The sequence below is a fragment of the Gordonia sesuvii genome (assembly GCF_036350415.1).
Lineage (GTDB): Bacteria > Actinomycetota > Actinomycetes > Mycobacteriales > Mycobacteriaceae > Gordonia > Gordonia sesuvii.
Genome location: NZ_JAZDUF010000002.1, coordinates 884,034 through 906,500 on the forward strand (window position 1 = coordinate 884,034; position 22,467 = coordinate 906,500).

A 22,467-nucleotide genomic window follows, 5' to 3' on the forward strand; every position below is an offset into this window, starting at 1 on the left:
CGGGTTCAGAGGTGCTGCACCTGACCGATCGACGGCCCGAGGAACCGGGTCGACAAACGAGCGAAGAACTCCGGATCGCCGGTTGCCCGGAACTCCCGGACCGCATCGCGGTCGGTGTGGGGATGCAACAGATCGAGTTCGGTGAGCACCCGGAACAGATCCTTGGCGGTCTCCTCGGCGCTCGAGACCAACGTGACCTGATCGCCCATCGCCAGCTGGATGACACCGGACAGCAACGGATAATGGGTGCAGCCGAGCACGACGGTGTCGACGTCGGCCTCCTGCAACGGTTCCAGGTATCCCTGCGCGAGACCGAGGATCTGGCGGCCGCTGGTGATCCCCCGTTCCACGAAATCGACGAACCGCGGGCAGGCGACGGCGGTGATCTCGGCGTCGCGGGCCGCCGCGAAGGAATCCTGGTATGCGCGTGAGGCGATCGTGGCCTTGGTGCCGATCACTCCGATACGGCCGGACCTGGTCGCCACCACCGCGCGTCGAACCGCCGGCAGGACGACCTCGACGACCGGGATGGGAGCGTAGCGCTCACGTGCGTCGCGTAGACACGCGGCCGACGCGGTGTTGCACGCGATGACGATCGCCTTCACGCCCCGCTCGGCCAGATCGTCGCCGATCGCCAGTGCGTGGCGGCGGATGTCGGGGATGGCGAGCGGCCCGTATGGCCCGTTGGCGGTGTCCCCGATGTAGATGACGTCCTCGTCGGGAAGGAGGTCGATGATGGCCCTTGCCACTGTCAGACCGCCCACACCGGAGTCGAAGATCCCGATGGGGGCGTGCTCGGGCCCTATGACCGCACCCCCGGGAATTGCTGCGTGGCAGCCTTCTTGGACTTGCGGCGGTCACGGTCCGCCAGGAACCAGGCGGCGATCACGCCGCCGAAGGCACCGAAGAGATGGCCCTGCCACGACACCGTCGGATCGGTGGGAAGCACCCCCCAGAGGATCGACCCGTAGATCGCGAACAGCACCAGTCCGCCCAGGATCTGCCAGATGTTGCGATTGAACAGGCCACGGAGCAATAGGTACGTGAGCCACCCGAAGATGACCCCAGAGGCGCCGACCGTCGCAGTGTCGGACGGTCCGAATAGCCAGACGCCGACTCCGGAGACGATCCAGACGACCGCGGTGACGATGAGGAAACGGCGAGCCAGAAGCAGGAGGAATCCGAGGACGACGCCGACGGTCAGATTTCCGATGAGATGCGCCCAGTCTGCATGCAGAAGCGGCGACCACGCGATCCCGTCGAGTCCGTACACCTCTCGCGAGATGATGCCGAATCGGTAGTCCATCCGGAAATCGCCTGCCGCGTCGACTGCCTCGATGACGAACAGGAGCGCGGTGATCGCGGCCATGATGATCACCGACCGCTGCCACAGGGGGCGGGCGCCCGTGGTGCCCGATCCGGGAGGCGCGGGGTTGACGGTCATTGGTCTTCCTGTCGGTACCTGGTCTTGATACGCGTCGGGGGTCTCGATACGCGTCGGGCTCGCTGCGCTCGCTCGTCGCTACTCGACCATCGAGATATGTCGGGTCCGTGAAGCGCTACTCACGCCCAGAGCTGGCCTTCCAACGCCTGCTCTGCCTCCTCCAGGCTACCTTCGTACGCGCCGGTGCTCAGATACTTCCACCCGGCATCGGGGATGACCAGGCCGATGTCGGCGCGCTGACCGTTCTTCATCGCCTTGCGGCCGATCCCACGCGCGGCCTGCAGGATGGCTCCGGTCGAGATGCCGGCGAAGATGCCCTCGGTGTCGATGAGTTCCCGGACCCGGGCCACGGCGTCGACTCCCTGCACCGAGAAGCGACGAGTGAGCACCGTGTCGTCGTAGAGCTCAGGCACGAAGCCCTCGTCGATGTTCCGCAGACCGTACACCTCGTCGCCGTAGCGGGGTTCGGCCGCGACGATCTCGATGTCGGGATTCTGTTCACGCAGGTAACGACCGACACCCATCAGGGTTCCGGTGGTCCCGAGGCCCGCCACGAAGTGGGTGATCTCGGGCAGATCCGTGTACAGCTCGGGGCCGGTGCCCTCGTAGTGCGCGAGCATGTTGGCCTCGTTGCCGTACTGATAGAGCATCACCCACTCGGGGTGCTCGGCAGCCAGCTCCTTGGCCATCGCGACCGCGGTGTTGGACCCACCCGCGGCGGGCGACGAGATGATCTGGGCGCCGAACATCCGCAACAACGAGCGCCGCTCCTCGGATGTGTTCTCGGGCATGACGCAGATGAGTTGATAGCCCTTGAGTTTGGCGGCCATGGCCAGCGAGATGCCGGTGTTGCCGCTCGTCGGCTCGAGGATGATCGAGCCCGGCGCGAGCAGTCCGTCCCGCTCGGCCTGTTCGATCATCCGCAGAGCGGGACGGTCCTTGATCGAGCCGGTGGGGTTGCGGTCCTCGAGCTTGGCCCACAGCCGCACGTGTGGCCCCTCGGCCGTCTCGTCCCACCGGGGCGACAACCGACGCAGTCCGATCAGTGGGGTGTGACCGACCGACTCGATCAGGGACGTGTACCGCGCCACGGACTACTGGCCGCCGGCGACGGCAGGCAGGATCGTGACGTCGTCGCCGTCGTCGACGGATGTGTCGAGACCGCCGGAGAACCGGACGTCTTCGTCGTTGACGTACACGTTGACGAAGCGATGGAGTTTGCCGTCGGCCACCAGGCGCTCCTTGATGCCGGGGTTGCCGGACTCGAGGTTGTCGATGATCTCCGACAGCGTCGAACCGGTGGCCTCGACACGCTTCTCACCCCCCGTGTGGGTGCGCAGGATGGTCGGGATGGACACGGTTACGGCCATGGGTCAGCTCCTGATCTCGATCGGCTCTTCGGTCACCACGCCATCGACGATGCGATAGCTCCGGATCTCGGCGGTGTCGGGCTCACGCGTCGACACCAGGACATAGTGGGCATTGGGTTCGCTGGCGTACGAAATGTCGGTCCGGCTCGGGTACGCCTCGGTCGCGGTGTGCGAGTGGTAGATCACGACCGGCTCCTCGTCGCGTCGGTCCATCTCCCGCCACACCTTGAGCTGTTCGGCGGAATCGAAGCGATAGAAGGTCGGCGACCGCTCAGCGTTGATCATCGCGATGAAGCGTTCCGGACGATCCGAGCCTTCGGGGCCGGTGATCACCCCGCACGCCTCGTCGGGATGGTCGGCACGTGCATGCTCAACCATGGCGTCAACCAGTTCCTGGCTGATCGTCAGCACTCCCTCGTCCTCCTGAACTTCGGCCTGATGGACAATCGGTCACCCCGGGTGACGGACTACAACGGCGATCAACGCCGATGCCGATCACGCTATTCCTCGAGACGCGGACCGTGGCAGTCACCCCGGCGCTAGTCCGCCACGAACGGCCACATCGTCAGCCGCTCCGCCGCTCGCTTCTCGTACGGCAGGGCACCGACGGCCCGGGCGCGGTTCATCGCGGCGACCACCTGGTCTCGGGCGTCGGGCCGCCCCAGGACCGCGCGAACGGTCCCGCGGTACAGCCCGGACGGACCGAGGCACACCAGGCCCGGCCACTGCACCAGCAACGTGTCCCCCCATCCTTCGGTGTGGGGCTCGAGTCGCTCCGCGAACGCCTGGGCCTCGCTGCGGTACCGGGGATCGCGGGCAACCATCAGCAATGCCTCGATGAGCAGCGGGACACGGGTCACCAGGCGGGGGCCGTGCATGCGACCGGGTTGGGCGAGGATCGTCTCGATCAGCCGCAATGCACGGCCGTGCTCGCCGAGTTCGGCAGCCCCCATGGCGGCGACCAAAGCGAAGTCGTCATCGAAGTCCTCGATCATGCGGTCGACCTCGGGCATCGCCTCCGCGAGACGGCCCTTGTGCCACAACTCGATCGAACGGCTGGTCAGCATCGAAGCCTCGGCGAGCAGGCGCGCAGGTCCGTCGACGGCGCCCATGTTCTCGACGGCCTCCATCAGTTGTCGAGATCGTTCGTAGTCGCCGCGGAGTACGGCGATCATCACGCGCCACCACAACTGCATCGCGGCCGTGTCGTTGCCACCATCGACCGAGGTCCGGGCGAACTCGGCGGACAGCCGACGCACCAGACGCAGATCACCCGACTCCAGCGCGCACACCCGGCGCAGATGCAGCGCCGTCGCACGCGCCGCCAGGTCGGCGCCGGCGAGATCGGAGAGCTCGTCGGCGATCGTGCTGCGTTCGGCGACGGTGGCCGGATCCCAGATACAGATGAACTCGGCGAGCTTCACCTGCTGCCACGCATCGCTGCCCGGCTCGCACCGGGCGCGCGCATCGGCGAGATGGTCGAGATCGCCGGGGATGCCGTGGACCGCTCGTTCGACGGCTTCGACGGCCTCCAGCTCCGCCACCAGGCGGTCCGGCAGTTCGTCGCGGTGCGCGAGAGCCTGTGTGCGCAGCGCAGCCGAACCCGATTGCACGACGCCGTAGCCCGAGAAGTATCCGCCCACCCCGCTCTGCGACCCCAGCAGGGCCACCCGGCCCAGTCCGAGCCAATCGCCGACGTCGGCGCAGGTGCGGCCGGCGCGATCGAACGAGGCGGCTGCGGCGTCGTAGTCTCCGAGCCGTGTCTGCGCCTGACCGGCAAGGGAGTCGAGTTCGATGCGCAGGTGCCGCTCGGACGGTCCCGCGTGCCGCAGCCCCCGTGTGCAGAACTCGACGCAATCGTGGAACGCACTGTGCCGCAGAGCGGTTCGAGCTGCCGAGGCGCAGGCCTCGGCGGCAGACGGGTCCAGCCGGTTCATTGCTGCCGCGCTGCGATGGGACGCGATGGCGGTGGCCGCGCCGGGCGTGGTGCTCTCGAGCGCGTCGGCGACCCGACGATGCAGGTCTGCCCGGCGTCCGGCGCCGACGCGGTCGAGGACCGCGCCACGCACCAGATCGTGCGCAAACTCGATGAAACCGTCGGCTGTCCGGACGATCTGCGCGGTGACCAGCTCACGTAACCGGTCGTCGAACTGCGGCTCCGCGTCGGCGGTCATGGCGAGCCCGAGGGTGGCGCGCGAACCGATGACCGCGAGGAGTTCGGCGAGCCGGCGAGCCGGGTCGGAGACGAAGTCGAGTTTCATCCGGATGACCTCGGCGGTCGCGATTCCCGGGGTCAGGTCACGGCCTGCCCGGACGAGATCGCACAGTTGCGCGGCCACGAACGGACTCCCGGCACTCTGCTCGATGATCATCGCGCGGACCCCGGATGCGGCGGAACCCAACTCGGCGTCCACGATCGCGGACACGTCGGTGTCGGTCAGGCCGACAAGGTCGATCAGGTGATGTGTGCCGGCGGAACGCAGTGTTCGCAACGCCTCGTCGACGTCTGCGGCCATGGGGTCGTCACGAACGGTCATCAGCATCACCACGGGCTGTCCGCGTATCACCCGCGCGGCGGCGGCGATCATCCGCAATGAGTCGATGTCGACCCGATGCGCATCCTCGATGACGGCGACGACGTGCCCCGTCTCGCGGGCCAGCGCGGCCAGCAACGCCGCGAGGCTGCGGGGCGTGGGATTCTCCGGGACGGTCCGTCCATCGACGGCGAGCTGGTCCAACCATGTCGAGACCGCCTCCAGCGCACTGTTCTTCGCCCCGGCGGGACCACCTGCGAACAGGGCAGGCGCCCGATGCCGTTGCAGCGCGTCGGCCAACAGCGCCGACTTTCCGATGCCGGCCGCACCGCGCACGGTGACGACGGTGAGTTCGGTTGTGCTGTTGCGCCATGCCCGGTCGATCGCGACCGTGGCATCCCCGCGCCCGACGAGGCGGGTGACCGGCGCAGCCGTCGTCTCAGCGGCCACCGGGCTACGCAGTTCGGCCTCGACGCGGACCGTGTCGACTGCAGGGTCCAGGCCGAGTTCGTCACGCAGACGCCGACGCACGTCGACCAGGACGTCGAGTCCCTCCGATGTCCGGCCGCTGTCCCGGAGGGCCAAGGCGAGCAGACGGGCTGTGCCCTCCCGCAACGGATGTCGACCACGCGCCTCGGTGAGGATGGAGACCGCCTGCCGCGCACGGCCCAGTGTGATCAGACCTTCGGCACACATCTCGGTGAGTTCGGAGCGCAGTTCGTCGAGTCGGGCGCGCTCCGGCGCGATCTCGGTGATGTCGTCGATGTCGGCGAGCGCATCGCCACGCCACAGTCGTAACGCGCCGGCGAGGAGTGTCACCGCGCGTTCGACGTCCCCGTCCGCGGATGCCTCACGGGCGTCGCGCGACAGCACGTCCAAAAGATCGAGGTCCGTACTGGGACCGGTGCACCTCAGGACGTATCCGCCGCCCTCGGTGTCGATCCGGATGTCCGGCACCGCCTTCAGCGCACGACGCAGGCGCAGCACGTAGCCTTGCAAGGTCACCAGGGCGCTGTCCGGCGGATCACCTCGCCAGAGCAGTTCACACAGATACCCCGCCGAACGAACGCTGCGCTCGGCGGCGAGGATCGCCAGAAGATCGACGTGTCGGCGAGCCGAGATGGGAACGAGGTCGCCATCGGGTGCACGCACTTCGAGGGATCCGAGGACCGCGATCGCCGGGCGGTGTTCGGAGGCGTCGTCCGACAAGTCGCGCACCAGCATCACACCAGCGCTCTCGCCGAGGCTTTGCTCATGACCAACACACAAGCACTCCTGCTCACCCCTACCGGCGCCGACGATCTCGTCGCTCCCGGTGGTCCGTCTCGCGAAACTGTACTGCGGATGTGCGGCACCGCGCTGAGTATCAGCGGTGTCCTCACTCTGACCGGCGGGGTCCTGCACCCCATCGTCGACGGCGAGGCCCACTCCGTCGCGGCCCTCACCGCTCCCGGAACACCTCTCGCCCAGTCGCTCATCGGCATCGGTACGGTGCTCGTGATTCTCGGGCTGCCGGGAATGTACGCCTGGATGCGGCCCCGGATCGGGATGGCCGGCTTCATCGGCATCCTCACCTACCTGATCGCCAACATCGTCACCGGTGCCGCCCACCTGACGATCGAGATGTTCGTCGCCCATCCACTCGCGGAGAATCCCGAGACCGCGCATCTGATCGCCGACAACGGGCACATGATCGAGTCGCGCGGTGTCGAGATGCTCAACGTCGTCGGCGGTGCCGCCATGCTCCTCGGGATGGCGCTCCTCGGCGCCAGCCTGCTGCGCAACCGCACGGTGCCGCGATGGATCGCAATCCTCACCCTCCTGGGCATGGCCGGGTTCTTCCTGCCGATCCCGGCCGTCCAGGGCATCTCCGGGTTCATCTACGAGGCACCCCGCAGCATCGCGTTCGCCGCGATCGGCGTCCTGATGGTGCGCCACCCGCGGGGCCTGCGGAAATAGTTCCGATCGACCGGAACCCGGACTGCCGATACCGCCCGCTGATCTCGCAACCGTTGCCGCACCGGACCGCGCCACGCGGCCCGGTGCGCGTCGTCGCGCCCATGTCGGCGAGCCGGTGGGTGGCGATCGGATGTCAGGGAGAAACGGACAGCGCGGACGGCAGCACATCGCCGAACGACGGGATGCCTGCCACCGATTCCGCCGACAGCACACCTGCCACGATGGCCTGCTGCACCACCGCTGCCGCCGCACGACAGACCTCGGCAAGCACGGTGACGTCCGGGTTCATTCCCGCCGGAACCTCGACGACGGACTCCGGCCGGACACCACCCGTCGACACCGCGAAGATCGTGTCACCGTCAAGCGGTGAGTGAGCAGGCAGGATGGCGCGCGCCAGGCCGTCGTGGCCCGCCATCGCCACCCTGCGGGTGGCGGCCGGCTCCAGGGCCGCATCGGTGGCGACGACACCGATCGTGGTGTTGAGCACCGTCTGTTTCGCCACCAGCTCTGCGTATGCCGAGACCTCCTCCGCCGCAGGTGCACGCAGACCATGCCGACGAAGGTCGTCGGCGGTCGCCCCCCACGGGAGACCCGTCGCCGGATCGATGACCGTGCCGACCGGATTGACCACCATCAACGCGCCGACGGTGACCCCGGCGGCGGGGCCCTCATCGAGGGTGAGAGAGGCCGTACCGATACCACCCTTGAGGGCGCCGGCACGCGCGCCGGCTCCCGCACCGACACTGCCCACGCGGAAGTCGGCCGATGCCGCTTCCAGCGCGAGCCGGCCGAACTCGGCGTCGGGTCGCCGACGCCAGTCTCCCACCGGCAGGTCGAAGATCACCGCGCCGGGAACGATCGGCACCACGTGACCGAACTCGTCCATGGGCAGTCCCGTGCCCGCCTCCTCCAGCCCCGCCATGACGCCGTCCGCGGCGGCGAGACCGAACGCACTTCCGCCGGTCAACACCAGTGCGTGAACGGTCTGGACGGTGTTCACCGGATCCAGCAGATCCGTCTCTCGAGTGCCCGGGCCACCACCCCGGACATCGACCGCACACACCGGCGCCGGCCGGTCACCGGATCGGTCCACGCGGACGACGGTGGTTCCGGTTGCCCAGCCTCGACCCTCGACCCGACCATCGGTATCCGCCACGGTCGCATCCGCATCGAGCCGGTGATGATGGCCGACGACGATCCCCGCGACATCGGAGATGCGATTGCCGGGCTCCGCGACGGCCGACCGTGGCTCAGGCATCCGAGACCCTCACATCAACGCCTCGACCAGCAGTTCCTGCATCACGGTCAGCCAGTGGTAGACGTCGAGATGGGCGGCATGGGGATGTTCCGGCGGGAGCTGATCGGGAGTGTCCTCGGAGATGCCGAGCATCGCTCCCAGCGCCAGCCGCACGTCGTTCAACGCGGTCAACCACTCCATCGCCTGCGCCTCGGTGAGCGCGAGTTCGCCGCCACCACGCGGAAGCGTGTCCAGCACAACCTGGGCGGCGGCCATCTTCGCGGAGATGATGTGCGGCTCGTGCACGCTCCGCAACGCGCGGTTGACCTCGCCGTTCACCATCTCGGCAGTCGGCGCCCGGTCCTGGTCGGGACGGTGGAAGTCGGGCAACAAACGGCCCAGCGTCAGGTCCGAGGGAGCCTCCGAGTGGCCCGTTCGGATGCCGGTGACCTCGGAGAGTTCATCGGTGGGTGCGGTCGATTCCCGTTCGAGGAGCAACTCCTGCATCGAGGTGACCATCGATGACAGCAGTTCCACCTCGTGAGGATCGAGCTGCGAACAGATACGCAGCGACGAGCCCCGGCCTTTGCGTTTCCAGGTACGCACGTGGTTGTCGTTCCCCGCTCAGCTGTCTCGTTGCATCGTTGCCCACAGACCGGCGGCGTGCAGTTTGCGGACGTCGCCCTCCACCTTGTCACGCTCGCCCGCCGAGACGACGGCCTTGCCCTCGGTGTGCACCTGCATCATGAGCTGGTTGGCATGGGACTCGGAATAGCCGAAGACCTTCTGGAAGACGAACGTGACGTACCGCATGAGGTTGACCGGATCGTCCCAGACAATCGTCACCCAGGGTTTGTCGAGTGCCTCGGCGTTCTCGGCGACGCCCGGTTCCACGACCGTGGTACCGCCGGAATCGCCGTCGTCGGGCCGCGCGCTGTGGATTCTCCCGTCGCTTCGCTCGCCTGTGGAGAATTCCCCGTCGCTTCGCTCGCCCCTGTGGAATCTCCCGTCGCTTCGCTCGCCCCTGTGGAATCTCCCGTCGCTTCGCTCGCCCGGGACGGTAGCCTCGTGCGCACTAGTCTCGTCAGGCGCCATAGGACATAGGGTAAGCGATTGTGACCATCGAGAACACCGCCCTGCTGACCGATCAGTACGAGCTGACCATGGTCTCCGCCGCACTGCGGCACCCGATGGCGCACCGGCCGTGCGTGTTCGAGGTGTTCGCGCGCCGGCTGCCGGATGGTCGGCGGTACGGCGTCGTCGCCGGCACCGGCCGGATCCTCGACGAGTTGTCCCGATTCCGTTTCGGTGAGGACGAATTGGCCGTGGTGGGCCGATTTCTGGACAGCGACACCGTCGCGTGGCTTCGCGACTACCGGTTCTCGGGCGACATCGACGGATACCGCGAAGGAGAACTGTATTTCCCGGGCTCTCCGATTCTCACCGTCCGGGCGAGTTTCGCCGAAGGCGTTCTGCTCGAAACCCTGGTCCTGTCGATCCTCAATCACGACAGTGCGATCGCCTCGGCCGCCGCGCGGATGGTCAGCGCCGCAGCGGGCCGGCCGATCATCGAGATGGGGTCGCGGCGCACCCATGAGCGTGCCGCGGTGGCCAGCGCCCGCTCCGCCTACATCGCGGGAGTGGCGGCGACCTCCAACCTCGAGGCTGCACGCACATACGGCGTGCCGAGCGCCGGTACCGCGGCCCACGCCTTCACTCTCGGCTTCTCCGGCCCGCAGGGTCCCGACGAGAAAGCCGCGTTCGCGGCCCAGATCGACGCCCTGGGGATCGGCACCACCCTGCTCGTGGACACCTACGACATCTCCCAGGGTGTCCGCAACGCGATCGACGTGGCCGGGCCCGGACTCGGCGGGGTGCGCATCGATTCCGGGGATCTCGGCGTGCTGGCACGGCAGGTGCGCGAACAGCTCGATTCACTCGGCGCCCGAGACACCAAGATCGTCGTCTCGGGTGACCTCGACGAGTACGCGATCGCGTCACTGCGCGCCGAACCCGTGGACACCTACGGCGTCGGGACGTCGCTGGTCACCGGGAGCGGAGCCCCGACCGCCGGGATGATCTACAAGCTCGTCGAGGTCGACGGCCTGCCGGTTGCGAAGCGAGCAAGCCACAAGGAGTCCAAAGGGGGCGCGAAGACCGCGGCGCGCCTGGCTCGACCGTCGGGCACCATCGTCGAGGAAGTGCTCTACCGGCCCACCGACGGACCACCGTCGGCCAACGGATTCTCGTTGCGGCCGTTGCAGATTCCCCTGTATCGCGACGGCGATCCGGTCCAGGATCTGCCGACACTGTCCGATGCCCGCGACTACCTCGCGGATGCGCTGGTCAGCCTTCCGTGGGAGGGTTTGGGCCTGTCTCACGGAGATCCGGCCGTGCCCACCCGATACGTACTCGGCTAGCACTAGTCGTTCGAAATTTTGGAAGGACCACAGCCAGTCATGTCAGACCAGGCCCCGAAGGATCACGCCCTGATCGTCGTCGACATCCAGAACGATTTCTGCGAAGGCGGCGCACTCGGCGTGAACGGCGGTGCGGCGGTCGCCCGCGCGGTCAATCAGCTCTTCGGCGACTACCGCACGATCGTCGCCACACGCGACTACCACATCGACCCGGGCGACCACTTCTCCGACAAGCCGGACTACGTCGACTCGTGGCCGCCCCACTGTCGCGTCGGAACCGAAGGGGTTGCGTTCCACCCGGACCTCGACTCCGCCGCCGCACACGAACAGTTCCTGAAGGGCCATTACAGCGCGGCGTACTCCGGCTTCGAGGGAGCCGCGGAGGACGGGACCGGCCTCGCGGACTGGCTCCGCGATCGCGGTATCCGTCATGTCGACATCGTCGGGATCGCCACCGATCACTGCGTGCGCGCCACAGCGCTCGACGCGGTACGCGAGGGATTCGGCACCCGGGTGTTGCTGAATTTCACCGCGGCGGTGTCGTCGGCAACGTCCGCGAAAGCGCTCGGGGCCATGCGCGAAGCCGGGGTCGAGCTCGACGGCGACCTGATCTACGACGGTTCGTCGCACACCAGGTGACGATCAGCCGATGACCCCCAGCCCATCGGTGGTCTCGCTGCTCGACGCCGCGGTCACCTCTCTCGGCGGCGCCCGACGCGACGGCCAGGTTCGCATGGCCTCAGCCGTGGCCCACGCCATCGACACCGGCGAGCACCTCGCTGTCCAGGCCGGCACCGGCACGGGCAAATCGTTGGCCTACCTGGTGCCGGCCATCCGTCACGCCGTCGACTCCGGGCGGACGGTCGTCGTGTCGACGGCCACCATCGCCCTGCAGCGACAACTCATCGAACGCGACCTGCCCCGGGTCGCGGCCGCACTCGCCGGCCCACTCGGCCGGGAACCTGAGTTCGCGATCCTCAAAGGGCGCGGGAACTACCTGTGCCTGAACAAGATCCACAGCGGGACCGCCGAGGAACCGGCGACCGAACTGTTCGATGCGTTCGAGTTGTCCCGGACCGGACGTGAGGTGACACGGCTGCGCGAGTGGTCGTCGGACACCGAGACCGGTGACCGCGACGACCTGTCGCCCGGTGTCAGCGACCGCTCCTGGCGTCAGGTCAGCGTGTCGGCCCGCGAGTGCCTCGGCGCAGCGAACTGCAGCTACGCCGACGACTGCTTCGCCGAACGTGCGCGGCGGGCGGCCGGACAGGTCGACGTCGTCGTCACCAACCACGCACTGCTCGCCATCGACGCCATGAGCCCCGCGACCATCCTGCCCGAACACGACGTGGTGGTGGTCGACGAGGCCCACGAACTCGTCGACCGGATCACCTCGGTGTCCACCGCCGAACTGTCCGGCGCCTCGATCACCCTGGTGGCCCGCCGCTGCGGCAAACTGATCGACGACGAGACGACCGATTCGTTGCTGGGCGCCGCAGAAGTCCTCGACGGACTGCTCAGCGAGATGCCGGCGCGGGAATGGACCCGTCTGCCGTCTGGCGCCCCCGAGTCCTTGGCCAGTCTTCGTGATCGGTTGTGGTTGGCGCGCAACGAGATCGGCCCGGCCCGCAGCGGCACCGACGACTCTGCGGCGGCACGATCGGCAGCCCTGACGGCGCTGGAGGACACCCACGACACCGTCGTCCGGCTGCTCGGCGCCTTCGATCACCCCGACGAGTCGAAGCGTCGCGACGTCGTGTGGGTCGCGCACGACAAGGTCGGCAACGACACGCGGGCGGTGCTGCGCATCGCACCATTGTCGGTGGGCGGTTTGCTGCGGGCGTCGCTGTTCGCGGACGCGACGGTCATCCTCACGTCCGCCACGCTCACGATCGGCGGCAACTTCGACGCATTGGCCGCGACGTGGGGGCTGCCCGCAGCCGGCCGCCGCGACACCGACGGCGCCGATCCCGCCACCCGGGATCGGACCTCGGACTCCGCTCCTGAACCGGCCATCGACAAGCTGGCGTCCGGCCGCACACCTCCCTCGGACACGGCGCCACCCCGGTGGTCCGGGCTCGACGCCGGCTCCCCGTTCGACTACCCGAGATCGGCGATCCTCTACGTCGCCCGGCACCTGCCGCGTCCGGGCCGCGACGCGATCGCCGAGCAGACCCTGGACGAACTCGCCGGCCTCGTCGAGGCTGCCGACGGCCGCACCCTCGGCCTGTTCTCGTCGATGCGCGCCGCGCGTGAGGCCGCCGACGCGATCGGTGCCCGGTGCGCCCAGCCCGTGCTGTGCCAGGGCGACGACACGACGGCGTCCCTGGTCCGGCGTTTCGCGGAGGACCCGCGGACCTGTCTGTTCGGCACGTTGTCGCTGTGGCAGGGGGTCGATGTTCCCGGGCCGTCGTGCAGTCTCGTCGTGATCGACCGCATCCCGTTCCCCCGCCCGGACGATCCGCTGCTCACCGCACGTCAGCGTGCCGTCGAGGCCCGCGGCGGCAACGGTTTCCTCACCGTCGCCGCCAATCATGCGGCGCTGCTGCTCGCTCAAGGCGCAGGTAGGCTGCTCCGATCCACCGACGACCGGGGTGTCGTCGCAGTTCTGGACTCCCGGCTCGCCACCGCCGGATACGGTGGGTATCTGCTCGCATCGTTACCACCGTTCTGGCGAACGACCGATGGTGATCTGGTCCGTTCTGCGTTGGGCAGACTGGCCGCGATCCCCTACGGTTGAGGAAGGCAGGGATGCCGGCGCCACCGTGCACCGGAAACATGCGTCATGTCAGGGTCGCAGGTTGTACGAGAGGAGGCCGCCGGTGATCGGGCGGATGGGGATCGACGATATCGCGCCTCTGGTGGCCGCCGGGCAGTTGCCGGCGAAAGCCGTTGTCGGTGAACTGATCCCGATATCGACAACGGCCTGGCGGGAGGGTCACGACGCGATCGGTGTGACCCTGCATGTCGACGGTCCGGGACAGCGCAGCATGGATGTCCGGATGGACCCGGCGAGCGAACCCGACATCTTCAACGCCGCCTTCGTCCCCGACGCGGTCGGATACTGGGTGTTTCGCATCGAAGCGTGGAGCGACCCGTACGCCACCTGGCGATCGGCCGTGTTGAAGAAGGTCGATGCCGGTCAGGGCGCCGGAGACCTCGCCAACGATCTCGAGGTGGGCGCGCAGGTACTCACCGCTGCGCGCGACGTCGTGCCGATCGACGCCCAGGAGATCATCGACGACGCGATCGAACAACTACGCGCCCGGCGCCGGCGGGTGGAGAACCGCATCAATCTCGCGGTATCCGAGGAGGTGGCCGAGCTGCTGACAGTCCACCCGGTGCGCGAGCTGGTGACGAAGTCGCGCTCCTACCGGGTGTGGGTCGATCGTCGTCGCGCGCTGTTCGGCTCCTGGTACGAGCTCTTCCCCCGCTCCACCGGCGGCTGGGACCACGAGGGCAATCCGGTGCACGGTACGTTCCTCACCGCGGTCGACGACCTCCCGCGGATCGCCGGGATGGGCTTCGACATCGTCTATCTCCCGCCGATCCATCCCATCGGCAAGGTGAACCGTAAGGGCCGCAACAACACGCTGGTCGCAGGTCCCGACGACGTGGGTTCCCCGTGGGCGATCGGCTCCGACGAGGGCGGCCACGACGCGATTCATCCCGCGCTCGGCAGCCGCGAGGACTTCGGGTATTTCATCGCCCGCGCAGCCGAACTCGGGCTCGAGGTCGCACTCGATCTCGCACTGCAGTGCGCGCCGGATCACCCGTGGGCGCGTGAGCATCCGGAATGGTTCACCACCCAGCCCGACGGCACGATCGCGTACGCGGAGAATCCGCCGAAGAAATACCAGGACATCTACCCGCTGAACTTCGACAACGACCGCAACGGCCTGTATCGGGCGGTTCTGAAGATGGTGCTCGGCTGGGTCGGGCTGGGTGTCAAGATCTTCCGCGTCGACAACCCGCACACCAAGCCCCCGAACTTCTGGGAATGGCTGATCACCGAGGTGAAGAAGCGCGACCCGGACGTGCTCTTCCTCGCCGAGGCGTTCACCCGGCCGGCCCGACTGTACGGACTGGCGCGCATCGGATTCACGCAGTCCTACACCTACTTCACGTGGAAGACCGAGAAGTGGGACCTCGAACAGTTCGGGCGTGAGATCGCCGACCACGCCGACGAGGCGCGGCCGAACCTGTTCGTCAACACCCCCGACATCCTGCATGCCAGCCTGCAGCACGGCGGTCCCGGGATGTTCGCGTTACGAGCGGCATTGGCGGCGACGCTGGCACCGACATGGGGTGTGTACAGCGGCTACGAACTCTACGAGCACGTCGCGGTGGCCGAGGGCAGCGAGGAGTACCTGCACTCGGAGAAGTACGAACTGCGTCCGCGAGATCACAAGGCCGCCACCAGCCGCGGCGAGTCACTGGAACCGTGGATCACCAGCCTGAACGACATCCGGCGACGTCATCCGGCCTTGCAGCAATTGCGCCACATCACTTTCCACCACATCGACAATCCGTCGCTGATCGCCTACTCCAAGTTCGACCCGGTGTCCGGGGACCGGGTGATCGTGGTGATCAATCTGAACCCGTTCGGCACCGAGGTGTCCACGGTCTGGTTGGACATGCCGGCGCTCGGTTTCGAGTGGCAGGACCGGTTCACCGTCCGCGACGAGGTGTCCGGGCAGGAGTTCTATTGGGGCCAGGCCAATTACATCCAGCTGGAACCGTGGCATGCGGTCGCGCACATCTTGGCGCTGCCGCCGCTCGATCCCGCCGCCGCCCGACGACTCGCCTACCGGATGCAGTGAGGTAGATCGTGACCACGAGGAGCAGTACCCCCCGACCGGAGCCGTCCGCCTCAGATCACGATCTGCGCCGACTGTTCAGCCTGACCCATCCCGACCCGCACGCCTTTCTCGGCGCCCACGACGCGCCCGGCGACTGGACCATTCTGCGCACCCTGCGCCCCGACGCGGTGTCGGTGGTCGCGGTCATCGGTGGTGTCGACCACCCGATGACGCGGCAGAGTGACGACCTGTGGATCGTCGCGGTGCCCTACGCCGACCTGATCGACTACCGGCTCCGGGTCGCGTATCCCGCCACCGGCGGCGGCACCGAGGAGTACGTCGTCGCCGACGGGTATCGGTTCCTGCCCAGCCTGGGCGAACTCGACGTCCACCTGTTCTCCGAGGGCCGACACGAATCGTTGTGGGACATCCTCGGTGCGCGGATCGTCTCGTACACCACTCCGGACGGCGAGGTCCGCGGCACGGCGTTCTCGGTGTGGGCGCCGAACGCCCACGGCGTGGTCGTCGTCGGCGATTTCGACAACTGGTCCGGGCGCCAGGCTCCGATGCGCATGATCGGCAGCAGCGGCGTCTGGGAAGTGTTCATTCCCGACATCGCGGCCGGAATGCGCTACAAGTTCCGTGTTCACGGCGCCGACGGCGTCGTGCGGGACAAGGCGGACCCGATGGCCCGGCGGACACTGCCCCCGCCGTCGACGGTCTCCGTGGTGACCGAGTCGTCGTACACCTGGTCCGATGACGAGTGGATCGCCCGCCGCGAGGCCACCGACGTCGTCGGCGAACCCATGAGCATCTACGAGGTGCACATCGCATCGTGGCGTGCTGGTCTGTCCTACCGCGAACTCGCCGTCGAACTCGGTGATTACCTGGTGGAGAAGGGCTTCACGCACGTGGAGTTCCTGCCGGTCGCCGAGCATCCGTTCGGCGGATCCTGGGGCTATCAGGTCACGTCCTACTACGCACCGACCGCGCGCTTCGGCTCCCCCGACGAGCTGCGATATCTCATCGACCACCTGCACTCGCTGGGCATCGGCGTCATCGTCGACTGGGTCCCCGCGCACTTCCCGAAGGACGACTGGGCGTTGGCCCGGTTCGACGGAACTCCGCTGTATGAAGACGGTGACCCGATGCGGGGTGAACAACTCGATTGGGGCACATACGTTTTCAACTTCGGTCGTCGTGAGGTGCGCAACTTCCTCGTCGCGAACGCGTTGTACTGGTTCGACCAGTTCCACATCGACGGGCTGCGCGTGGACGCGGTCGCCTCGATGCTCTACCTGGATTACTCACGGCCGGAAGGACAGTGGCGCCCGAACATCTACGGCGGCCGGGAGAACCTGGAGGCCGTGCAGTTCCTGCAGGAAACCAATGCCACTGTACACAAACACTTCCCAGGTGTGATCACCGTCGCGGAGGAGTCCACCGCATGGCCCGGGGTCACCCAGATGACCAACCTCGGCGGTCTCGGGTTCACTTTCAAATGGAACATGGGGTGGATGCACGACACGCTCGGATACCTGGGGCGTGATCAGGTGCACCGCAGCTTCCATCACCACGAGATCACGTTCTCGCTCATGTACGCGTGGAGCGAGAACTTCGTCCTACCGATCTCCCACGACGAGGTGGTACACGGCAAGGGAACGCTGTGGAGTCGTATGCCGGGCGACTCGTTCGCCAAGGCCGGCGGAGTCCGGGTGCTGTTGGCATACATGTGGGCGCATCCCGGTAAGCAGCTGCTGTTCATGGGCCAGGAATTCGGACAGACCGGCGAATGGGCCGACAACCGCAGCCTCGACTGGTTCCAGACCGAGGGGTGGGAAGGTGAACTGCACTCGGGCATCTCGGCACTCATCACTGATCTCAACCGCGTCTACCGCGCGAGCCCGGCGCTCTACAGTCAGGACGCCACCCCCGACGGCTACGAGTGGATCGACGCCAACGACACCGCGAACAACGTCATCAGTTTCCTGCGATTCGGACGCGACGGATCGATGATGGCCTGCCTGTTCAACTTCTCGGGTAGCGAGCGCGCCGACTACCGCGTGGGCCTCCCGAAGGGCGGCACCTGGACAGAGGTCCTCAACACGGACTCGACGGCCTACAGCGGCAGCGGCATAGGCAATCTCGGCAGCGTCGTCGCCGACGGGCCGGGATGGCACGGTCGGGAGACCTCGGCGCGGGTCACGCTGCCACCCAACTCCGCGATCTTCCTCGCGCCGGAGACCACCCCCGGCCCCTGAGGACGGCCGCCCCACCCCCGGTCCCTGAGGAGGGCCGGAGCCTGCGGAGGCCCGTCACGAAGGGCCGCGCAACCAAACCCCCTCAGCTCGGGATACCCAGTCAACGCGAAACAGTGCCCAGTCAACGCGAAATAGCGCCCAGTCGACGGGAAACGGCACCCAGTCGACGGAAAGTGGCGCCCAGTCGACGTTCGACGACGACGAGGGGGTCAGTACAAAGCGGTGGCCAACTTGCGGCGCGCCGCGACGACAAACGGCTCGGCCGGGTCGAAGAGTTCGAACAACTCGAGCAGCCTGGTGCGGGCGCGCGTCCGGTCGTCGCCGGCGGTGACCTTCACGACTCCGATGATGCGGTCGAAGGCCGCCTCGGGTTGCTGCGACAGCAGCAAGACGTCGGCGGCGGCCAGTTGTGCGTCGACGTCGGCAGGGGCGGCGGTGTCGACGATGGCCGGATCGTGAGCCTGGGCGCGCAGCACGAACTCGAGGTTGCGCGCCGCCGACGCGGCCTCCACGTTGTTCGGCTCGGCCTCGGCGATCGCGCGATAATCGGCGAGCGCACCTTCGAAGTCGCCGCCGTTGAGTTTGTCCTCGGCCGCGACCATCCGCGGGTCGTCCTGTTCCGGTTCGGCATCGGCAGGCTCAGCTCCCGGGAGCACGTCGCCGAGCTGGGACAGGATCTCCCCCACCCACTGCGAGATCTCCGCCTCCGACCGCACACCGTTGAAGGCGGCCACCGGCTGGCCCTGCGCGATGGCCACCACCATCGGAATGGACTGCGCCCGAAACGCCTGGGCGATCCGAGGGTTGGCGTCCACGTCGATCTTCGCGAGCACCCACGAGCCCTGCGCCTGACCGGCCAGCCGCTCGAGCACGGGCGACAACTGCTTGCACGGCTCACACCACTCGGCCCACAGGTCGACCAACACGAGTTGCTGCTGCGATCGCGCGAGCACCTCGGTCTCGAAGGTCGCCTCGGTGACGTCGATGACGGCACCGCCGTCTCCCGACGGGGGCGCCGCGCCGTCCGCGGGCGGCGCCGTACGGGTCGCCTGCGCAGGCCGTTGCGCCTGCTGCCGCTGGGCGTCCGCGCGTTCCTTGAGCGCGGTCAGATCGACCGCTCCCGACATGGCTACCGCTGCGGCAGCCTGTTGCCGAGCGGCACCCGCCGCCTGCTGCCGATTCGTTGGTCTGCTCACCCCTCCAGTGTGTCATGCCGTGCGGTCGCGGAGCCCTGCCGCTCGACGGGTGCGCGCACCACCCCGGCAGCGAGCGCGGCGAACACCAGCGCGACGACCGCGGCGAGCAGGCCGATGCTCAGACTGGTGCGGCTGCTGATGAAGCCGACGACGGCCGGACCGGCCAACATGCCGAGATATCCGCACCCCACCACCAGCGAGATCGCACGACCGCTCGAGTTCTCGGTCAGATTGCCGGCGGCGGTGAAGATCTGCGGGATGAGTCCGGCGAGCCCGACACCGAACACGGTCCAGCCGACGATCGCCCATCCCGCCGACGGCGCGACCACGGCGAGCGACATCCCGGCCAGACCGATCAGCGCCCCAACCCGCACGACCACCATCGGCCCGACCGCCGCAGCGATCGGATCGATTACGAAACGAGCCACCGTCATCGCCGCACTGAAGGCACCGAACGCGACTGCGCCGATCGACTCCGCCGTGCCGAACGTCTCGACGACGTGCAGGGCACTCCAGTCGTATGCGGTGCCCTCGGCGAGCATCAGCGCGAATGCCACGGCGGCGAGCACGATGAGGCGGCGACGATCGATGCCGTGCCACCAGCGGCCGGTCTCCACGCCCGGCAGCGACGTCGCCGCCGGATCCTCGACAACCGTGACGAGCAGATATCGCGACACCGCACCGGCCACGACGAGACCCACCACCGCGGCGACGGCAACCGTCGGGACCACCCCCGCGTCGAGCCACAGGGTCACCGCCACCACCCCGGACCCGATCAGGCTGCCCACCGAGAAGAACCCGTGGAACGACGACATGATCGGCCGGCGGTACCGCCGTTCGACGGCCACAGCCTGCGCATTCATCGAGACATCGAGGGCGCCGTTGGCGAACCCGAACGCGGCCAGCGCGGCAGCCAGGGTGATCAGGTCGTCGGCGAGAACCGGCCCGAGGATGACCGACGAGAGCAGCACCGCCGCGACCACCGTGGTCGGCTTCGACCCCCAGCGGTCGATGATCGGTCCGCAGAGTTGCATGCCGACGAAGGCGCAGCCGCCGAGCAACAGCAGCAATGCGCCGAGCTGATCCTCGGAGACGCCGGTCCGATCGACGATGACGGGGATGTGCGCGACCCACATCGCGGCCAGGAACCCGTTCAGCGCGAAGACCGAGACCACCGCGCCGCGGGCCCGTCGGTCTGCGGTCGCGATGGTGGCGGCAGAGGGCGTCATGCCGCCATGGTGTCAGCCGAGGAGTCGATCGACGCGGTCGACCTTGCCGGTGAGCTCGTCGGTGTGCCCCGGCCGGATGTCGGCCTTGAGAACCAGCCCGACACGCGGAGCGTTGGCCGCGACGGCGTCGGTCGCGCGTTTGACCACAGCCATCACGTCGTCCCAGTCGCCCTCGAGGTAGGTGAACATCGCAGTGGTCTGATGCGGGAGGCCCGAGTCGCGTACCACCTGCACCGCCGCGGCCACCGCGGCGCTCATGCCGCCGTCGGCGTCGACTGCGTCGCCACCGGACGGCGTGAGGCTGAACGCGACGATCACGGCGCGCTCGCCGTCAGGCCGCGAGACGCGGTGCCGCGTCGTCGGAGAGTTCGGCGAGGTGACCGTTGCGGCGGGCCCACCATTCGAAGACCAGGGTGCCGAACGGCGGGATGCTCGACGCCAGAGCAAGCGCCGTCACCCCGATGCTCCACTTCAGTGCGCGAGCTGTGATCAGCGCGACCACGACGAACAACATGAAACCTGCCACGCCGTGCACCATGCCCGGGATCGCGATCGCCTCGTCGTTGTCGAACACCCGCTTGATGATCATCGCGACGATCAGCGCCGCCCACGTGACCGCCTCCCAGATGGCGACGAGACGGAAACGCTTTGCAGGTGTGGACAGGTCGAGAATCTGCTTCATGACCCACATTGTGCCCGATGGCGTTGGCCATCTACGACGAGGTGTAGTAAAGATCTCCCCGCCGGATGGACGGGAGATCAGCTCTTGGGCACTCGGATGATCAGTGCGTCGCCCTGGCCACCGGCGCCGCAGAGCGCGGCCGCGCCGACGCCGCCGCCCCTGCGCTGCAACTCCAGCGCCAGGTGCAGGGTGATCCGCGCGCCCGATGTCCCGATCGGATGCCCGACGGCGATCGCGCCGCCGTTGACGTTCACGATCTCCGGGTCGATGCCGAGCTGCTTGGCGGAGGCCAGCCCGACGGCGGCGAACGCCTCGTTGATCTCGATCAGGTCGAGATCCGACGGTGCGATACCCGCCCGGGCGCAGGCCTTCTCGATGGCGTTCGCGGGCTGGGCCTGCAGCGTCGAGTCCGGGCCTGCGACGACGCCGTGCGGGCCGATCTCGGCCAGCCACGTCACGCCGAGCTCCTCTGCCTTGGACTTGCTCATCACGATCACCGCGGCCGCGCCATCGGAGATCTGCGACGCGTTGCCCGCGGTGATCGAACCGTCCTTGCGGAACGCGGGGCGCAGGCCGGCGAGCGAGTCGGCGGTGGTGTCCGCGCGCACACCCTCGTCCTCGGTGAACGAGACGGGGTCGCCCTTGCGCTGCGGGATGCTCACCGGCACCACCTCGTCGGCGAACACCCCGTTCTTCCATGCGATGGCCGCGCGCTGGTGGCTGCGGGCCGCGAACTCGTCCTGCTCGGCGCGGGTGAAGCCGCGGGTCGCCTCGGCTTCTTGGCCCTCGACGACGTCATTGCCTTGTTCGGTGAGCGCACCCATCGGCTGATCGGTGAAGACGTCCCACAGTCCGTCGTAGGCCATGTGGTCGACGAGCTCGGTGTTGCCGTACTTGAACCCGCTGCGGCTGCCCGGCAGCAGATGCGGTGCCTGCGTCATCGACTCCTGGCCGCCGGCGACGACACAGTCGAATTCACCGGCCCGGATCAGCTGATCTGCCAACGCGATCGAGTCGATGCCGGACAGGCACATCTTGTTGATCGTCAGGGCGGGGACATCCCAGCCGATACCCGCCTTGACCGCGGTCTGCCGCGCCGGCATCTGACCGGCCCCCGCGGTCAGCACCTGCCCCATGATCACGTACTCGACGGCCGATGCCGGCACCCCCGAACGCTCCAGCGCCCCCTCGATGGCGATCGCACCCAGGTCGACGGCACTGAAATCCTTGAGCGAACCCTGCAGGCGGCCGAACGGGGTCCGCGCGCCTGCGACGATGACCGTCGACGACTGTTCGGTGGACGTGGACATGGGGGACCTCCAACATCGGCTGA

At 68.0% G+C, this 22,467-nt stretch carries 20 protein-coding genes; 6 read left to right on the top strand and 14 right to left on the bottom strand.

The annotated features are described in order from the left end of the window. Positions 1-5: 5 nt before the first annotated feature. From murI to VZC37_RS10780, 6 genes are all read right to left on the bottom strand, one after another. Complete coding sequence (gene murI, locus VZC37_RS10755) at positions 6-806, bottom strand: glutamate racemase (RefSeq protein WP_330432524.1); 801 nt, start codon at positions 804-806, stop codon at positions 6-8. Beyond that, complete coding sequence (locus VZC37_RS10760) at positions 803-1,444, bottom strand: rhomboid family intramembrane serine protease (RefSeq protein WP_330432438.1); 642 nt, start codon at positions 1,442-1,444, stop codon at positions 803-805. The genes murI and VZC37_RS10760 overlap by 4 nt, the downstream gene beginning before the upstream one ends. Before the next feature lie 119 nt (positions 1,445-1,563). Continuing rightward, positions 1,564-2,535: a PLP-dependent cysteine synthase family protein gene (locus VZC37_RS10765; RefSeq protein ID WP_330432439.1), complete on the bottom strand. Its 972-nt coding sequence runs from the start codon at positions 2,533-2,535 to the stop codon at positions 1,564-1,566. Positions 2,536-2,538: 3 nt separating this feature from the next. Then, entirely contained in the window at positions 2,539-2,814 is a 276-nt protein-coding gene (locus tag VZC37_RS10770) for a MoaD/ThiS family protein (RefSeq protein WP_330432440.1), read from the bottom strand. A gap of 3 nt (positions 2,815-2,817) precedes the next feature. After that, a complete protein-coding gene (locus tag VZC37_RS10775) occupies positions 2,818-3,225 on the bottom strand; it encodes a M67 family metallopeptidase (protein ID WP_330432441.1) in 408 nt (135 codons plus the stop codon). Between the two features lie 128 nt (positions 3,226-3,353). Beyond that, positions 3,354-6,566 (bottom strand): ATP-binding protein, encoded by a 3,213-nt coding sequence (locus tag VZC37_RS10780; protein WP_330432442.1) that lies wholly within the window; start codon positions 6,564-6,566, stop codon positions 3,354-3,356. 36 nt (positions 6,567-6,602) lie between these two features. On the opposite strand from VZC37_RS10780, the gene VZC37_RS10785 reads away from it, so the two are divergent. Further along, on the top strand, positions 6,603-7,307 hold the full coding sequence (locus VZC37_RS10785) for a hypothetical protein (protein ID WP_330432443.1): 705 nt from the start codon (positions 6,603-6,605) through the stop codon (positions 7,305-7,307). 133 nt (positions 7,308-7,440) lie between these two features. On the opposite strand, the gene VZC37_RS10790 is transcribed toward VZC37_RS10785, so the two are convergent. From VZC37_RS10790 to clpS, 3 genes are read right to left on the bottom strand one after another with little or no spacing between them, the layout of a single operon-like run. Then, complete coding sequence (locus tag VZC37_RS10790) at positions 7,441-8,565, bottom strand: P1 family peptidase (RefSeq protein ID WP_330432444.1); 1,125 nt, start codon at positions 8,563-8,565, stop codon at positions 7,441-7,443. 9 nt (positions 8,566-8,574) lie between these two features. Further along, positions 8,575-9,150, bottom strand: a complete 576-nt coding sequence (aosR, locus tag VZC37_RS10795; RefSeq protein WP_330432445.1) for an oxidative stress transcriptional regulator AosR — start codon at positions 9,148-9,150, stop codon at positions 8,575-8,577. Between the two features lie 18 nt (positions 9,151-9,168). Next, a complete protein-coding gene (clpS, locus tag VZC37_RS10800) occupies positions 9,169-9,438 on the bottom strand; it encodes an ATP-dependent Clp protease adapter ClpS (RefSeq protein ID WP_330432446.1) in 270 nt (89 codons plus the stop codon). Positions 9,439-9,659: 221 nt separating this feature from the next. Here clpS and VZC37_RS10805 point away from each other — a divergent pair, with 221 nt between their 5' ends. From VZC37_RS10805 to glgB, 5 genes are all read left to right on the top strand, one after another. Next, on the top strand, positions 9,660-10,964 hold the full coding sequence (locus tag VZC37_RS10805; protein ID WP_330432447.1) for a nicotinate phosphoribosyltransferase: 1,305 nt from the start codon (positions 9,660-9,662) through the stop codon (positions 10,962-10,964). A gap of 39 nt (positions 10,965-11,003) precedes the next feature. Further along, positions 11,004-11,603 carry an isochorismatase family protein gene (locus VZC37_RS10810; RefSeq protein WP_330432448.1) on the top strand — a complete coding sequence of 200 codons (600 nt, stop codon included), beginning with the start codon at positions 11,004-11,006 and terminating at the stop codon, positions 11,601-11,603. Positions 11,604-11,613: 10 nt separating this feature from the next. Further along, positions 11,614-13,704, top strand: a complete 2,091-nt coding sequence (locus tag VZC37_RS10815; protein ID WP_330432449.1) for an ATP-dependent DNA helicase — start codon at positions 11,614-11,616, stop codon at positions 13,702-13,704. Positions 13,705-13,786: 82 nt separating this feature from the next. Continuing rightward, positions 13,787-15,787, top strand: coding sequence for a maltotransferase domain-containing protein (locus VZC37_RS10820; RefSeq protein WP_330432450.1), 2,001 nt, complete (start codon positions 13,787-13,789; stop codon positions 15,785-15,787). Between the two features lie 8 nt (positions 15,788-15,795). Then, positions 15,796-18,027: a 1,4-alpha-glucan branching protein GlgB gene (gene glgB, locus VZC37_RS10825; protein WP_330432451.1), complete on the top strand. Its 2,232-nt coding sequence runs from the start codon at positions 15,796-15,798 to the stop codon at positions 18,025-18,027. A 209-nt stretch (positions 18,028-18,236) separates the two neighbouring features. Here the strand turns inward: glgB and VZC37_RS10830 are convergent, their stop codons facing one another. The 5 genes from VZC37_RS10830 to VZC37_RS10850 all read right to left on the bottom strand — a co-directional run bounded on the left by VZC37_RS10830 (position 18,237) and on the right by VZC37_RS10850 (position 22,444). Beyond that, positions 18,237-19,154 (bottom strand): tetratricopeptide repeat protein, encoded by a 918-nt coding sequence (locus tag VZC37_RS10830; RefSeq protein ID WP_330432525.1) that lies wholly within the window; start codon positions 19,152-19,154, stop codon positions 18,237-18,239. 65 nt (positions 19,155-19,219) lie between these two features. Continuing rightward, entirely contained in the window at positions 19,220-20,452 is a 1,233-nt protein-coding gene (locus tag VZC37_RS10835; RefSeq protein WP_330432452.1) for an MFS transporter, read from the bottom strand. Positions 20,453-20,464: 12 nt separating this feature from the next. Further along, positions 20,465-20,770 carry a thiamine-binding protein gene (locus VZC37_RS10840; RefSeq protein ID WP_330432453.1) on the bottom strand — a complete coding sequence of 102 codons (306 nt, stop codon included), beginning with the start codon at positions 20,768-20,770 and terminating at the stop codon, positions 20,465-20,467. Between the two features lie 13 nt (positions 20,771-20,783). Next, a complete protein-coding gene (locus VZC37_RS10845) occupies positions 20,784-21,134 on the bottom strand; it encodes a DUF3817 domain-containing protein (protein WP_431309375.1) in 351 nt (116 codons plus the stop codon). A 77-nt stretch (positions 21,135-21,211) separates the two neighbouring features. Beyond that, complete coding sequence (locus tag VZC37_RS10850; RefSeq protein WP_330432455.1) at positions 21,212-22,444, bottom strand: acetyl-CoA C-acetyltransferase; 1,233 nt, start codon at positions 22,442-22,444, stop codon at positions 21,212-21,214. Positions 22,445-22,467 lie beyond the last annotated feature (23 nt).

Excerpts from the sequence above, each read along its gene's own strand:
- VZC37_RS10760 (WP_330432438.1), bottom strand. The coding sequence starts at position 1,444 with ATGACCGTCAACCCCGCGCCTCCCGGATCGGGCACCACGGGCGCCCGC.
- VZC37_RS10770 (WP_330432440.1), bottom strand. The coding sequence starts at position 2,814 with ATGGCCGTAACCGTGTCCATCCCGACCATCCTGCGCACCCACACGGGG.
- VZC37_RS10785 (WP_330432443.1), top strand. The coding sequence starts at position 6,603 with ATGACCAACACACAAGCACTCCTGCTCACCCCTACCGGCGCCGACGAT.
- VZC37_RS10790 (WP_330432444.1), bottom strand. The coding sequence starts at position 8,565 with ATGCCTGAGCCACGGTCGGCCGTCGCGGAGCCCGGCAATCGCATCTCC.
- VZC37_RS10810 (WP_330432448.1), top strand. The coding sequence starts at position 11,004 with ATGTCAGACCAGGCCCCGAAGGATCACGCCCTGATCGTCGTCGACATC.
- VZC37_RS10815 (WP_330432449.1), top strand. The coding sequence starts at position 11,614 with ATGACCCCCAGCCCATCGGTGGTCTCGCTGCTCGACGCCGCGGTCACC.
- VZC37_RS10830 (WP_330432525.1), bottom strand. The coding sequence starts at position 19,154 with ATGTCGGGAGCGGTCGATCTGACCGCGCTCAAGGAACGCGCGGACGCC.
- VZC37_RS10835 (WP_330432452.1), bottom strand. The coding sequence starts at position 20,452 with ATGACGCCCTCTGCCGCCACCATCGCGACCGCAGACCGACGGGCCCGC.
- VZC37_RS10845 (WP_431309375.1), bottom strand. The coding sequence starts at position 21,134 with ATGAAGCAGATTCTCGACCTGTCCACACCTGCAAAGCGTTTCCGTCTC.
- VZC37_RS10850 (WP_330432455.1), bottom strand. The coding sequence starts at position 22,444 with ATGTCCACGTCCACCGAACAGTCGTCGACGGTCATCGTCGCAGGCGCG.